Here is a 14,966-nt window from a genome sequence, read left to right on the forward strand (position 1 = left end):
TGGGGTAACGGCAAGCGACCCTGTGACGCGTTAGCCATTAGTTTTGACGCATTTTCGCGGCGAAAACCGCCAGCCGGGTGGTCCCTGGACGGAGGCAGCCTCGGCCGGCTTACCGCGATTTCACCAAGGTGAACCCATTCTGTCAGCGCCGTGCCGCTGCCGTTCAGCTCCTGCCACGTAGGCTCTCCTCCGATCGGACGCCTTGCTGGCCCCCCATCCGCAAGCCTCACAGGACGTCTCGGGAAACGATGTCACCGCGGGCGCGTCACGCGCGCCCAAACCTCGAGGAGACGATCATGTTACGCAAAATTTCACTTGCTGCCGTTGCCGCGGTTTCGCTCGGCGCCGCCGCGCTCGCCCCGACCTCCGCCTCCGCCTGGGGCGGCTGGCACGGTGGATGGCATCACGGCTGGTGGGGCGGCCCGCGCGTCATCGTCGGCGGTCCGGCTTACTATGGCGGCTATGGCTATGGCGGCGGCTGCTATGTCCGACGCGTGGTGCCGACTCCGTGGGGCCCGCGCTGGCGCCTGGTCAACCGCTGCTACTGATCCATCTGTTCCGTCGACCTACTCCCCCTGACTTGGCTCAGCCCCGGCCCTCGCGCCGGGGCTTTTTTGTCTTCGGGAACCCGCAACCGTGTGATGGGCCGCACTACTTCAGGGTGACAGCAAGGCAGAGCGGAAACCAATTTCGGGGTCGCGACTTGTCATGACAAGAACTTGCTCGAACAGCGAGGTGGAACTCGCCAAGAGACATGCCATGACAATGACGATGACCCAGATCGACAACGATCCCGATCAGATCGATCGCAAGACCTGCCGTTACATCTGCGATGCCGTGGGTGAACGGCTACAGCAAAGCATGCGACCAGAGCCCGCACTTTCGTCCCGCCTGCAGCAGCTCCTCGAGGAGATGCAACGACGGGAAAGCGATCAGCATTAGGTATTGTGGGCGCGCCAGCAGCCCAATTGCGTTTTTGCAACAGCCCCCCGGAGAGATTTTACAAATAGACGGGTTGCGTTTGGCAGCGGGTCCGGTGACAACGCTGCATGCTCTCCATCACTGACATCTCGGTCCGGATCGCCGGGCGGCTGTTGATTGATCACAGTTCTGTGCAAATTGTGCCCGGCGCACGCGTCGGATTTGTCGGCCGCAACGGCGTCGGCAAATCGACGCTGTTTCATGCCATTCGGGGCGACCTTCCGACCGAGAGCGGCAGCATCACGCTGCCGCCGCGCTGGCGTATCGGCAGCCTCGCGCAGGAGGCTCCCGACGGGCCCGAAAGCCTGATCAACGTCGTGCTGAAGGCCGATTTCGAGCGCGACGCGCTGCTGAGCGAAGCCGAGACCGCGCACGACCCGCATCGGATCGCCGAGATCCAGACCCGCCTCGTCGACATCGACGCCCACTCTGCCCCTGCCCGCGCTGCGGCGATCCTCTCCGGCCTCGGCTTCTCGACATCAGACCAGGCGCGGCCCTGCGCGGAATTCTCCGGCGGCTGGCGGATGCGCGTGGCGCTGGCGGCGACGCTGTTCTCCGCGCCCGATCTGCTGCTGCTGGACGAACCGACCAATTATCTCGACCTCGAAGGCACGCTGTGGCTCGAGAACCATCTTGCCAACTATCCGCGCACGGTGATCGTGATCAGCCACGACCGCGATCTCCTGGACACCTCGGTCGATCAGATCCTGCACCTCGATCGCGGCAGGCTGACGCTCTACAAGGGCACCTATTCCTCGTTCGAGGAACAGCGCGCCGCGCGCGAGCTGCTCGACGCCAAGCACGCCAAGCGGCAGGCCGATGAGCGCAAGCGGCTGCAGGACTTCGTCGACCGCTTCAAGGCGAAGGCCTCCAAGGCGCGGCAGGCGCAGTCGCGCGTCAAGATGCTGGAACGGATGAAGCCGATCACCGCGCTGGTGACCCAGGACGTTCACGAGATCTCGTTCCCGGCGCCGGAGAAGCTGCTGTCGCCGCCGATCATCGCGGTCGATGACGTCTCGGTCGGTTATGAGCCGGGCAAGCCGGTGCTCAATCGCGTGACGCTGCGCGTCGATACCGATGACCGCATCGCGCTGCTCGGCTCCAACGGCAACGGCAAGTCGACGCTGGTCAAGCTCCTGGCGGGCAAGCTCGCGCCGTTCTCGGGCAGGATCACGAAAGCCGACAAGCTCTCGGTCGGCTATTTCGCCCAGCACCAGGTCGACGAACTCAATCTCGACGGCTCGCCCTATGATCACATCCGCAAGCTGATGTCGGAGGCGCCGGAGAGCAAGGTGCGCGGCCGGGTCGGCGCGATCGGCTTCTCCGGCAAGGCCGGCGACACGCTGGTGAGGAGCCTGTCGGGCGGCGAGAAGGCGCGGCTGCTGCTCGGGCTTGCAACGTTCTACGGCCCGAACATGATCATCCTGGACGAGCCGACCAACCATCTCGACATCGACAGCCGCGCGGCGCTGGCGGAGGCGATCAATGAATTCCCCGGCGCCATCATCATGGTCTCGCACGATCGATATCTGATCGAGGCCTGCGCCGACCGGTTGTGGGTGGTGGCCAACCAGACCGTCACCGCCTATGACGGCGATCTCGACGAGTATCGCCGCATGATCCTGTCGGCCAATGACGGACGGCAGGCCTCGCGCGAGCGCGTCAAGGAGCCCGCAAAGCAGGAACGCGTCCGCAATGAGAAGCGCACCTCACCGAGGCAGCGGATCGCGCAAGCCGAGGCCGAGATCGAGCGCATCAACGGCATCATCGCCAAGATCGATACCGCGCTCGCGCTGCCCGATATTTTTACGCGCGATCCCAAGCAGGCGGCGCAGCTCACCACGGCGCGCGCCGGTGCCGAAAGCGCGCTGCAACGCGCCGAGGAGGAATGGCTGGAAGCCAGTGCCGAACTCGACGAAGCCGCGAACTAAAGCGTTTTCGAGCGAAGTGGGTACCGGTTCGCGTGAAGAAAACGCGTCAAAACTAGAATCCAGAGCTCCGTTCCGATTCAACCGGAACGGAAAACGCTCTAGGACCTTGTGGATTGCGGCTCAACCGTTCGAGGTTGCCGCCGGCTTTTTCGGCTTCTTCTTCGGCTTCACCGCCTTCGGCTCCGGCACCGGATCCGGGCCACGTTCGACGGACGACAGGCGCCCCGAGGTGAACGTGTAGATGCCGGCGCGCGGGCCGCGCGACCAGGTCACGACCGCAACGCGCCCGCCGCCCGGAGCACTGGACAGATTCACGCTGTCGGGAGCACCGATGCCGCGCACGACGTCGCATTCGGTGTGGCCGAGCGCGACGCTGCCGCCCACGGGTTGCGGCGGCGGCGCACCGGGAGCCTGGGCGTTGGCGTCAGTGGCGCCCGCAGGCGGCGCCATGCCCGGACAGCCTCCGTCGGCGCTGACCAGATCGTCGTTCGTCACCGGCTTGTCCGGCGTCAGCGGCGGCGATTCGATCGAGATGTTGCGGATGAACACCCGCCCGGGACGCGAAAACCATTCGGCGTCGCGCGAAAACAAGTCGGATCCGGCGCCTGAACAGCCGGCAAGGCCAGGTGCAAGCACCAGCAACGCCAGCAGCGACTTCCGACTGAATGTTCCGTCTCGCACGATCGACAAGGCTCCTGACCCCACTACCTAAGGGCTTGTCCGAACATCACTTTGCGGCATGACCGTGACCCGCCCCAGGAAACCCAGAGAAACGTCGAATTATCATTAATTAGTCGATATCGCTATTGGCGCCGCTGCCAGCGTCCCCGCTCATCGGTCTGCCAATAGGTGACCTCGAAGCCGCGTGCCTTGCAAGCGGTCCAGCTTTCCCTCGCCGACGCGACCGCGTCGGGGTCGTCGCCATTGAACACGAGCACCACCCGCTCGTAGCTGTCGCAGTCGGCCGGCAGCGCCGCATTGTCGACCAGGAAGCGGACATTGGCCCGGTTCGGATTGCCCTCCTCGATCGACAGGACGATCGGCTGGTCCTGTGCGTCGGCGACGCGCGAGGTCGCGTGCGGCAGAAACGAATCGTCGCTGTAGGTCCATAGATGCGCGTCGAGCGTCTCGGCGCGCTCCTGCGACGTCGACTGCACGACCACGCGCCAGCCGCGCTCGAGTGATTTCTCGAGCAGCGGCGGCAGCACGCTCTCCAGCGTCATGTTCTGCAGATGGTAGAACAGAACCTCGGTCATGCGCCGGCCGACACTCTATTACTTGGCTTCATTTCTTGGCTTCGTAATAGTCGGAGACCAGCCGCTCGAGCAGCCGGACGCCGTAGCCCGAGCCCCAGCTCTGATTGATCTCGGTCTTAGGCGCGCCCATCGCGGTGCCGGCGATGTCGAGATGGGCCCAGGGCGTGCCGTCGACGAAACGCTGCAGGAATTGCGCCGCCGTGATCGAGCCGCCATTGCGGCCGCCGGTGTTCTTCATGTCAGCGAATTGCGAATCGATCTGCTTGTCGTATTCGGGGCCGAGCGGCATGCGCCACACCTTCTCGCCGGTATCGAGGCCGACCTTGGCGAGGCGCTCGGCGAGCTCGTCGTTGTTGGAGAACAGGCCGGCGTGATCGGTACCGAGCGCGACCATGATCGCGCCGGTCAGCGTCGCCAGGTCGACCATGAATTTCGGCTTGAACTTCTTGGCGACGTACCACAGCACGTCGGCGAGCACGAGCCGCCCCTCGGCGTCGGTGTTGATGATCTCGATGGTCTGGCCGGACATCGAGGTGACGATGTCGCCGGGACGCTGTGCGTTGCCGTCGGGCATGTTCTCGACGAGGCCGATGGCGCCGACCGCGTTGACGCGCGCCTTGCGCGCCGCGAGCGCGTGCATCAGCCCGACCACGCAGGCCGCGCCGCCCATGTCGCCCTTCATATCCTCCATGCCGCCGGCCGACTTGATGGAGATGCCGCCGGTGTCGAAGCAGACGCCCTTGCCGACGAATGCGACCGGCGCCTCGCTCTTCTTGCCGCCGTTCCAGCGCATGATCACGGTGCGGCTCGGCCGCGCCGATCCCTGGCCGACGCCGAGCAGCGCGCCCATGCCGAGCTTGGTCATCGCCTTGACGTCGAGCACCTCGACGGTGACGCCGAGCTTGCGAAGCTGGCTTGCACGGCGGGCGAACTCTTCGGGGTACAGCACGTTCGGCGGCTCGTTGACGAGCTCACGCGCCAGGTTCACGCCGTCGACGATCGACGCTTCAGGCGCAAAGGCCTTCTTGGCAGCGGCGACGTCGTCGACCGCGATCGAGACCTCGGCGCGGACGGCGCTGTCCTCGCCGTCCTTCTTCTTGGTCTTGTAGCGGTCGAACTTGTAGGCGCGCAGGCGGACGCCGGTGGCGATCGCGGCCGCCTGGCCGGCTTCCATCGCCGCATCGGGCAGTTCGGCGATGACGGTCATCGCAGCGCTGCCGGCGTTCAGCTTGCCGGCCAGCACGCCGCCGAATTTGAGAAAATCCTTCTCCTTGAGGTCGGCCGCCTTGCCGGTGCCGATCACGATCAGGCGGTCGACCTTGATTCCCTCCGGCGCCAGGATGTCGAGGGTTGCCCCGCTCTTGCCCTTGAACTGGTTGGCGGCGGCCGCCCGCTTGACGGTCTCGGCGGCCGCACCCAGCGCCTTCCTTGTGGCGGCTCCCAACTTCAACTGCTCGTCGCAAAAGGCGACCAGGATGCCGCGAGCGGACGCGGAGAATGGGACAAAGCCGACCTTGACGGCGTCGGACATAGGAAAATCCTCCAGAACTCAGGGTGTTGCTCGGACCTGAGGCGGTCCTTCCGGGACACGGCGTGAGCATTGCGATGGCGGTCCGGAACCGGCCCGGACCGGGCTTGTCACCCACTATGACCCGTCGGCCGCGCCGCTGCCAAGCGCTGGAGTGGCCGGAAGGCCACAAAAGCGATTAATTAACCATAAATTAAGCGTGCCTTGGCCCGGCCATTTTGTTGACGGATCAAAGGGATGGTAGTGAGAGAGTGGACACAAAGTGAGCCGGATGGGTCCGCGGCTCGACCATAGGGGAACCCGGGTTGACGGGAATGGTCGAAAGCCGTGCGTTCGGTTGCGTACTGGGGGTCTCGGGGGTCGTGCGGTAGGCGATGGGGTCGATCGACAAGTACATCTTTAAGACGACGCTGGCGTCGTTTGCGCTTGTCCTGGTCAGCCTCACCGGCGTGATCTGGATTACGCAGGCGCTGCGCGGCATCGACCTGATGACCAGCCAGGGTCAGACCATCCTCACCTTCCTCGGCATCACCGGCCTCGTGATTCCGGCCCTGGTCCTGATCATCGCCCCGATCGCGCTGATGATCGCGATCTCCCACACGCTGAACAAGCTCGCGACCGATTCCGAAATCATCGTGATGAACGCGGCCGGCTTCTCGCCGTTCCGGCTGTTCCGGCCGTTCTTCCTTGCCACCTGCGTGGTGGCGGCGCTGGTCGCCTTCATCGGCGCCTACCTCGCCCCCGACGGCATGCGCCGAATCAAGCAGTGGGACGCGGAGATCACCGCCGACGTCCTGACCAACATCCTGCAGCCCGGCCGCTTCGCCCAGCTCGATCAGAATTTGACGATTCGGATCCGCGAGCGCCTGCCCGGCGGCGTGCTCGGCGGCGTCTTCGTCGACGATCGCCGCGATCCGCAGCAGCGCGTCACCATCGTCGCCGATCACGGCACCGTGCTGAAGAACGAGAGCGGCTCGTATCTCGTGCTGGAGGACGGCAACCTCGAGCGGTTCGAAGTCGGCAAGCGCGATCCGACGCTGGTGGTGTTTCAGCGCTACGCGTTCGACATGTCGAAATTCTCGCAGGGCCGCGACGTGACGCTCGGAATTCGCGAACGTTACCTCTGGGAGCTGATGTGGCCGGACGAGAACGATCAGACCTATCAGCAGCTGTCGGGCCAGTTCTTCGCGGAGCTGCATGACCGCTTCATGGCGCCGATCTATCCGTTCGCGTTCGCCGCCCTCACCTTTGCCTTCCTCGGCGCGCCGCGCACCACGCGCCAGAGCCGCAATTTCTCGATCGGCGGCTCGGTGTTCGCGGTGTTCGGCCTGCGCATGGTCGGATTCGCCTGCTCGGTCATGGCGGTGAAGACGCCGATCGCGGCGCTCGTGCAATATCTGATGCTGTTCGGCGGCATCGGTGTCGGCATCTGGATGATCGTCGGCGGCGTGGTCGTCGAGCCGCCGCCGCGGCTGATGGAGACCATCAACCGGAACAACGAGCGCATTGCGCGCCTCTTCCGGAGGCCGGCAACCGCATGAGCATGGTCACCAATACGCTCGGGCGTTATTTCGCCGGCCGCTTCGTCGTGGCGGCGGTGGGCGTGTTCGCGGGCATCTTCGTGCTGCTCGTGCTGGTCGACTACATCGAGATGGTGCGCAAGACATCCGGCCTGGTCGGCGCTTCCGCCATCACGGTCGCCGAGACCTCGCTGTTCCGCGTGCCGCAGCTGCTCGAGAAGCTGATGCCGTTCTGCGTGCTGATCGGCGCGATGACCTGCTATCTCGCGCTGTCGCGGCGGCTTGAGCTCGTGGTGGCGCGCGCCGCCGGCGTCTCGGCCTGGCAATTCATCTCGCCGGCGCTGGCGAGCGCCATCGTGCTCGGCATCTTCGCGACCACCGCCTACAATCCGATGTCGGCCAATCTGCGCGAACTCTCCAAACGGATGGAAGCCGAGCTGTTCGGCTCCGCGCCGGGCGGCGGCATTCAGGACGCGTCGGGCTTCTGGCTCAACCAGATCAACGACGAGGGTCAGGCGATCATCAACGCGGCGCGCAGCGAGCAGCAGGGCGTCCGGCTGACCGGCCTCACGGTGTTTCGATTCGATACGGCGCTGCAGTTCAAGGAGCGAATCGAAGCCCGCGAAGCTGCGCTCGAAGAGGGCCGCTGGGTGTTCAAGGGAGTACGCCGATACACCCTCGATAAGGCTCCGGTGGACCAGGACACCTTCTACCTGACCACCACCCTTACCCCGGCACAGGTGCGCAACAGTTTCTCCACCCCCGAAACTGTGTCCTTTTGGCAACTGCCGAACTACATCCGTTCGTCGGAGAGCTCAGGGTTCGCGACGGCCGGCTATCGCTTGCAGTATCACAAGCTCATCGCACAGCCGTTTTTGCTGGCTGCGATGGTGATGTTGGCGGCTTCTGTGAGCCTCCGCTTCTTTCGGATGGGCGGCGTGCAGAAGATGGTTTTGAGTGGCGTGGGCGCAGGCTTTCTGCTCTACGTGCTGTCGAAAGTAACTGAAGATTTGAGCAAGGCTGAGTTGATGCATCCCATCGCTGCGGCGTGGTTGCCCGTCGTTGTGGGTAGCCTCACCGGTTTCTTAGCCTTGCTGTACCAGGAGGACGGGTAGTGGCTACCGTCGCCGCCCGCCAGTTGATGTCGCCTGCATTCGGGCGGCGCAGTGCCCTGCGCCGTCAACGGAGCCGCATGGCCGCGTTTGGCGTCTCGATTACGACTCTTCTCACTGCGTTCATCGTGGTCAGCGCGCTCGACATTGTCGTGCCGTCGCCGGCCGCTGCGCAATCGTTCACCTACAATCCGCGTCCGCCGAAGCCGACCCGCGCGCCGCCCAAGAATGACGGGCAGATGCTCGTCCAGGCGACCGAGGTCGATTACGACTACAACAACTCGCGCATCTCGGCCGTCGGCAACGTGCAGATGTTCTACAACGGCACCAGCGTGGAGGCCGACAAGGTCATCTACGACCAGAAGACCAAGCGTCTTCATGCCGAAGGCAACATCCGCATGACCGATGCGGAAGGCAAGATCACCTACGCCAACATCATGGATCTCAGCGACGACTACCGTGACGGTTTCGTCGATTCGCTGCGCGTCGACACTGAAGACCAGACCCGCATGGCGGCGACCCGCGCCGACCGGTCCAGCGGCAACTACACGGTGTTCGACAACGGCGTTTATACCGCCTGCGCGCCCTGTAAGGATGATCCGAAGAAGCCGCCGCTCTGGCAGGTCAAGGGCGCGCGCATCATCCATAACCAGACCGAGAAGATGCTCTATTTCGAGAACGCCCAGCTCGAATTCTTCGGCGTTCCGATGGCGTATCTGCCCTATTTCTCGACGCCCGATCCGACCGTGAAGCGGAAGAGCGGCTTCCTGATGCCGGGCTTCACCTCGTACACGGCCTTCGGCTACGGCGTCGAAATCCCCTATTATTGGGCGATCGCGCCCGACATGGACGCGACCTTCAACCCGCGCATCACGTCCAAGCAGGGCGTGCTGTTCCAGGGCGAATTCCGCCAGCGTCTGTCGAACGGCGCCTATCAGGTCCGGCTCTACGGCATCGACCAGCTCGATCAGGGCCAGTTCGCCGGCCAGCCGGGCGACCGCCAATTCCGTTGGGGCGTCGACACCAAGGGCCAGTTCGCGCTGAACGACAAATGGGTCTGGGGCTGGGACGGCGTGGTGCTGTCCGACTACTTCTTCATGTCGGACTACCGGCTCGCCCAGTACAAGGACCCGTTCGGATCGTTCCTGTCGCTGCCGACGGAAGCGATCTCGCAGCTCTATCTGACCGGCGTCGGCGACCGCAGCTTCTTCGACGCGCGCGCGATCTACTATCTCAGCTACTCGGGCAACCAGAACCAGGTCCCGGTGGTCGCGCCTGTGATCGACTACAACAACGTGATCAACAACAACGTCCTGGGCGGCGAGTTCAGCTACAAGATGAACTTCGTCAACCTGACCCGCGAAACCGCGGTGTTTGATCCGATCACGACGACCGCCAACACCAATGGCCTGTGCCTGACCACGTCGGCCGATCCGATGGCGCGCACGCCGTCGCAGTGCCTGCTGCGCGGCATGCCGGGCACCTACACCCGCCTGACGGCCGAGGCGCAGTGGCGCAAGTCGTATACCGACTCGCTCGGCCAGATCTGGACGCCGTTCGCCAGCATCCGCGCCGACGCCATCAACGCCGACGTTTCCAACCAGCCCGGCGTTTCCAACTTCCTGCCGGTCGGCGACACCCAGACGGTCCGCCTGATGCCGACCGTGGGCCTCGAATATCGCTACCCGTTCATCAATGTGCAGCCGTGGGGCACCACGACCGTCGAGCCGATCGCGCAGGTCATCATCCGACCCAACGAGCCCGACGCCGGCAAGCTGCCGAACGAGGACGCGCAGAGCCTGGTGTTCGACACCTCGAACCTGTTCTCGGTCGACAAGTTCTCCGGCTACGACCGCGTCGAAGGCGGCGGCCGCGCCAATGTCGGCGTGCAGGCGACCACGCAGTTCGACCGCGGCGGCAGCGTCAAGGCGATGTTCGGACAGTCCTATCAGATGTTCGGCCTGAACTCGTTCGCGGTCGCTGACGTCACCAACACCGGCCTCGACTCCGGCCTGCAGAACCCGCGCTCGGATTATGTCGCGAGCCTCGCCTATTCGCCCAACCGCACCTATACGTTCAGCGTCCGCTCGCGGATGGACGAGGCGACCTGGAACATCAACCGGTTCGAGGCCACGGCGGCAGCGAATTTCGACCGCTGGTCGGTCGCCGTCACGTATGGCGATTATGCCGCGCAGCCGGAACTCGGCTACCTGACGCGCCGCGAGGGCATCCTCACCAGCGGCTCGGTCAAGGTGGCGTCGAACTGGGTGGTTCAGGGCGCGGCGCGCTGGGACCTTGAAGCGAACAAAATCAACCAGTATGCGGTCGGCGCAGGCTATGTGGACGACTGCTTCGTGCTGGCTGCCAACTATGTCACGTCCTATACCTATCAGGCGGGTTCGCAGCCGCCGGTTCTCAGCCACGCGATCATGTTCCAGATCGGACTGCGGACCATTGCCCAGACCTCCACGACCAGCAGTTCGGCTGGCATGCAGTAGCGAGCGAGGGGCTTGTATTGCCGCGGGCCTGTGGCCCCGGCTTGAATTGGTTTAAACGGCTGACATGAAAATAATGACGACCGCTAGCCTGCCAACGCGCCGCCATTCGCTTGTGTTGAGCTCCCTGTTGGCGCTTTTCCTCCTGGTGGGGGGCGGTGCGCGAGTACATGCCCAGACCATCGCCGTGATGGTCAACGGCGAACCCATCACCAATTACGACATCGAGCAGCGCGCCAAGCTGAACGCCCTGACCGGCGGCAAGACCCCCGATCGGAAGACCGTCCTCGAGGAGCTGATCGACGAGAAGCTGAAGATCAAGGAAGCCAAGAAGTACGGCGTTGATCCCTCCGCCAACGATATCGAACAGTCGTTCGGCGGAATGGCGCAGCGGATGCGGCTTTCGGGCGACCAGCTCAGCAAGGTGCTGGAGAGCAAAGGCATCCGCCCGGATTCGCTGAAGCAGCGCATCAGGGCCGACATGGTCTGGACCAGCCTGGTCCGTGGCCGCTTCAAGGAGAGCCTGCAGGTCGGAGAAAAGGACGTCGCCACCGCGGTCAAGGAGACCGGTGACGCCCCCGACGCCGAGGCGTTCGAATACCGGATGCAGCCGGTCGTTCTGATCGTGCCCCGCGGCGCGCCGCAGTCGGAATTCGAGGGACGCCGCAAGGAAGCCGACCAGCTGCGCGAGCGTGTGACCAGCTGCGAGGAAGCCAACACCTTCTTCAAGTCGATGCGCAACGCCGCGATCCGCGAGATCGTGGTGAAGACGTCGGCCGACCTGCCGCAGACGCTGCGCGACATCCTGGACAAGACCCCGGTCGGCCACCTCACCCCTCCTGAGGTCACCAAGCAGGGCATCGAGATGGTCGCGCTCTGCGGCCGCAAGGCGACCACCGTGGACACGCCGAAGAAGCGTGAGATGCGGGACAAGATGTACGTGCAGAAGTACGAGGCGAAGTCGAAGGCCTACCTGCAGGAAGTCCGAAAAGCCGCGATGATCGAATATCCAGGCGGGCGCTGATCGACTATCGTTGACGCATGGTCCAACCCCTCGCACTGACATCCGGCGAGCCCGCAGGCATCGGCCCCGACATCACGCTCGCCGCGTGGCTGCGACGCCGCGAACTCGACCTGCCGCCGTTCTATCTGCTCGGTGACCGAGCCTCCCTAGCCGACCGGGCGAAGACGCTCGGGCTTGTCGTCGAGTTTGCCGAGGTCAGCGCTGAAGAGGCATCCACAGCGTTTGCGCGGGCCCTCCCCGTCGTTGCGACCGGCAAGACGGCGACCGCACGGCCGGGCAAGCCGGACGGGACCAGTGCGGATGCGGCGCTGGCGTCGATCCGTCAGGCCGTCGCCGACGTCGCCGCGGGCAAGGCCAGCGCCGTCGTCACCAATCCGATCGCCAAGAACGTGTTGTACCGCGCCGGCTTCCGTCATCCCGGCCACACCGAATTCCTCGCCGAGCTTGCGGGGCGCGGCGGGCACGCGCCGCAGCCGGTGATGATGCTGTGGTCGCCGGCGCTGGCCGTCGTCCCGGTGACGATCCATGTCTCGGTCCGCGAAGCCCTGGCGCAATTGTCGACCGACCTGATCGTGTCGACCGCGCGGATCGTGGTCGCGGACATGAAGGCGCGGTTCGGCATGGCGACGCCGCGGCTCGCGATTGCCGGCCTCAACCCGCATGCCGGCGAAGACGGCACGCTCGGCATGGAAGACGTCGAGATCGTCGCGCCCGCGGTCGAGATCCTGCGCCGCGAAGGCGTTGCCGCCCGCGGCCCGCTGCCGGCCGACACCATGTTCCACGCGGCGGCACGCAAGACCTATGACTGCGCGCTCTGCATGTATCACGACCAGGCGCTGATCCCGATCAAGACCGTCGCCTTCGAGGACGCCGTCAACGTCACGCTCGGCCTGCCGTTCATCCGGACCTCGCCCGATCACGGCACCGCGTTCGATATCGCCGGCACCGGCAAGGCCAATCCGTCGAGCCTGATCGCCGCGCTGCGGCTTGCCGCGCGGATGGCCGCGGCGTCAAGCTGAGTGAGCGCGATCGACGATCTGCCGCCGCTGCGCGACATCATTCGCGAGCATTCGCTGTCGGCGCGCAAATCGCTCGGCCAGAATTTTCTGCTCGATCTCAATCTCACCGCGCGGATCGCCCGTGCCGCGGGCCCGCTGGAAGACTCCACCGTGATCGAGGTCGGGCCCGGCCCCGGCGGACTGACGCGCGCGCTGCTTGCGATGGGTGCGAAGCGCGTCATCGCGGTCGAGCGCGACGAGCGCGCGATCGATGCGCTCGACTACATCGTCAAGCGTTATCCGGGCCGCATCGAGATCGTGCATGGCGACGCACAGCGGTTTGACCCGCGTCCCTTGCTCGACGGCGGCAAGGCCAAGATCGTCGCCAACCTGCCCTACAACATCGCGACCCAGCTCTTGGTCGACTGGCTGTCGATCGAGCCGTGGCCGCCCTGGTACGACACCATGGTGCTGATGTTCCAGCGCGAGGTCGCCGAGCGCATCACAGCCCATGAGGACGAGGAGGCCTACGGCCGGCTCGCGGTGCTCGCCAACTGGCGCGCCGAGACCAAGAGCCTGTTCGACATTTCGCCCGCCGCGTTCGTGCCGCAACCGAAGGTCACGTCCTCGGTGGTCCGATTGATCCCGCGCGCCGCGCCCGAGCCGTGCGACCGCCGCATGCTCGAGCAGGTCGCCGCCGCCGCCTTCGGCCAGCGCCGCAAGATGCTGCGCCAGAGCCTGAAATCGCTCTCGGTCGATCCGGCGCGGCTTGCCGCCGCAGCCGATATCGACGCCACACGCCGCGCCGAAACCATTCCGGTTTCGCGCTTTGTTGCCATGGCGAGGGAATTGGCCGATATACGGTCCACAAAATAGAACAACAGGAGAAAACGTAATGGCGCGTATGGTTCGCCAATCCCTCGTCAAATTCGATGCACCGCTGTGCGAAACCATCGTCGACACGCCGAAGCCCCAGGGACGCGAAGTGCTTGTTCGCATCGAGCGCTGCGGCCTGTGCCATTCCGATCTCCACATCCAGGACGGCTACGCCGATCTCGGCGGCGGCAAGAAGCTCGACACCACCCGCGGCATGACCCTGCCCTTCACGCTCGGCCATGAGATCGCGGGTATTGTCGACGAGGTCGGCCCCGATGCGCCGAAGGATCTGGTCGGAACGAAGAAGGCGGTATTCCCCTGGATCGGTTGCGGCCAGTGCCGCGACTGCCTCGCCGGCGACGAGAATCTCTGCGTCAAGCAGCGCTTCCTCGGCGTCTCGATCGACGGCGGCTTCGCCACCCACGTGCTGGTGCCCGACGCAAAATACCTGCTCGACTACGATCCGCTGCCGGTCAATCAGGCCGCCACCTTGATGTGCTCCGGCGTGACAGCCTATGGCGCGCTGAAGCGCCTGGTCGATCGTCCGCGCCAGCGCAATCTGCTGCTGATCGGTCTTGGCGGCGTCGGCATGATGGGCCTGTCGTTCGCGCAGGCGATGTTCAAGCAGCCGATCACGGTGGCCGACCTCAGCCCCGCGGCGCGCGAGACCGCGCTGAAGAACGGCGCGGCGGCCGCTTACGATCCCGCGGAGCCTGACGTCGTCAAGCGCATGCTGAAGGAGAGCGACGGCGGCTTCGACGGCGTCGTCGACTTTGCCGGCAACGAGAAGTCGATGGCGTTCGCGGTGTCGACGGTCGCACGCGGCGGCAAGATCGTGGTGTCCGGCCTGATGGGCGGCCAGTTCACGCTGCCGATGGTGCAGTGGGTCTACAAGCGCATGACCATCGAAGGCTTCATGGTGGGTACGCTGGCCGAAGGCCAGGAACTGATGGCGCTCGCCCGGGCCGGCAAGATCAAGCCGACGCCGATGAAGGAAGAGCCGATGGCCGACGTCCAGAAATGGATCGACGAGCTGCGCGCCGGCAAGGTCGTCGGACGGATCGTCCTGAAGAACTAGCGAACACGTCCCGCCGGCGTTGCAGCGCCGGCGGGACGCAACGTTCCTGCAACGCCTGCACTGCAATCAACATCAGTTCGGCCTCCGGCTTGCCGCAATTGCGACACGCCGCGAGCCCCAATTAAGCCCTACCCGTTCCGGATTTGCGGCGCATTGCGACCCAACTC

Annotated in this window: 13 protein-coding genes; 10 read left to right on the top strand and 3 right to left on the bottom strand. The window is 64.9% G+C overall.

Annotation, left to right across the window (positions count from 1 at the left end; genetic code table 11):
* Positions 1-296 precede the first annotated feature (296 nt).
* From BI327_RS11295 to BI327_RS11305, 3 genes are all read left to right on the top strand, one after another.
* The gene (locus BI327_RS11295; protein WP_076860752.1) at positions 297-548 is read left to right on the top strand and encodes a sulfur globule protein precursor; all 252 of its coding nucleotides are present in this window, start codon (positions 297-299) and stop codon (positions 546-548) included.
* A gap of 211 nt (positions 549-759) precedes the next feature.
* Complete coding sequence (locus tag BI327_RS11300) at positions 760-942, top strand: hypothetical protein (RefSeq protein ID WP_083742064.1); 183 nt, start codon at positions 760-762, stop codon at positions 940-942.
* 107 nt (positions 943-1,049) lie between these two features.
* The gene (locus tag BI327_RS11305) at positions 1,050-2,912 is read left to right on the top strand and encodes an ABC-F family ATP-binding cassette domain-containing protein (protein ID WP_076860311.1); all 1,863 of its coding nucleotides are present in this window, start codon (positions 1,050-1,052) and stop codon (positions 2,910-2,912) included.
* Positions 2,913-3,032: 120 nt separating this feature from the next.
* Here the strand turns inward: BI327_RS11305 and BI327_RS11310 are convergent, their stop codons facing one another.
* From BI327_RS11310 to BI327_RS11320, 3 genes are all read right to left on the bottom strand, one after another.
* The gene (locus BI327_RS11310; protein ID WP_083742029.1) at positions 3,033-3,602 is read right to left on the bottom strand and encodes a hypothetical protein; all 570 of its coding nucleotides are present in this window, start codon (positions 3,600-3,602) and stop codon (positions 3,033-3,035) included.
* 113 nt (positions 3,603-3,715) lie between these two features.
* Entirely contained in the window at positions 3,716-4,168 is a 453-nt protein-coding gene (locus BI327_RS11315; protein ID WP_076860312.1) for a DNA polymerase III subunit chi, read from the bottom strand.
* Between the two features lie 28 nt (positions 4,169-4,196).
* Positions 4,197-5,699, bottom strand: a complete 1,503-nt coding sequence (locus BI327_RS11320; protein ID WP_076860313.1) for a leucyl aminopeptidase — start codon at positions 5,697-5,699, stop codon at positions 4,197-4,199.
* 371 nt (positions 5,700-6,070) lie between these two features.
* Here BI327_RS11320 and lptF point away from each other — a divergent pair, with 371 nt between their 5' ends.
* The 7 genes from lptF (at position 6,071) to BI327_RS11355 (ending at position 14,799) form a co-directional block, all read left to right on the top strand.
* Complete coding sequence (gene lptF, locus BI327_RS11325) at positions 6,071-7,237, top strand: LPS export ABC transporter permease LptF (protein WP_076860314.1); 1,167 nt, start codon at positions 6,071-6,073, stop codon at positions 7,235-7,237.
* Positions 7,234-8,331, top strand: a complete 1,098-nt coding sequence (gene lptG, locus BI327_RS11330; protein ID WP_076860315.1) for an LPS export ABC transporter permease LptG — start codon at positions 7,234-7,236, stop codon at positions 8,329-8,331. Before lptF ends, lptG begins: the two co-directional genes overlap by 4 nt.
* A gap of 77 nt (positions 8,332-8,408) precedes the next feature.
* Positions 8,409-10,826 (top strand): LPS-assembly protein LptD, encoded by a 2,418-nt coding sequence (locus tag BI327_RS11335; RefSeq protein ID WP_076860316.1) that lies wholly within the window; start codon positions 8,409-8,411, stop codon positions 10,824-10,826.
* A 73-nt stretch (positions 10,827-10,899) separates the two neighbouring features.
* Positions 10,900-11,847: a SurA N-terminal domain-containing protein gene (locus tag BI327_RS11340; RefSeq protein ID WP_076860317.1), complete on the top strand. Its 948-nt coding sequence runs from the start codon at positions 10,900-10,902 to the stop codon at positions 11,845-11,847.
* Positions 11,848-11,864: 17 nt separating this feature from the next.
* Positions 11,865-12,866, top strand: coding sequence for a 4-hydroxythreonine-4-phosphate dehydrogenase PdxA (pdxA, locus tag BI327_RS11345; RefSeq protein ID WP_076860318.1), 1,002 nt, complete (start codon positions 11,865-11,867; stop codon positions 12,864-12,866).
* Positions 12,867-13,721, top strand: coding sequence for a 16S rRNA (adenine(1518)-N(6)/adenine(1519)-N(6))-dimethyltransferase RsmA (rsmA, locus tag BI327_RS11350; protein ID WP_076860319.1), 855 nt, complete (start codon positions 12,867-12,869; stop codon positions 13,719-13,721). It begins immediately after the preceding gene.
* A gap of 19 nt (positions 13,722-13,740) precedes the next feature.
* On the top strand, positions 13,741-14,799 hold the full coding sequence (locus BI327_RS11355; RefSeq protein ID WP_076860320.1) for an alcohol dehydrogenase: 1,059 nt from the start codon (positions 13,741-13,743) through the stop codon (positions 14,797-14,799).
* The last annotated feature ends 167 nt before the right edge of the window (positions 14,800-14,966 follow it).

The sequence above is a fragment of the Bradyrhizobium mercantei genome (assembly GCF_001982635.1).
GTDB lineage: Bacteria > Pseudomonadota > Alphaproteobacteria > Rhizobiales > Xanthobacteraceae > Bradyrhizobium > Bradyrhizobium mercantei.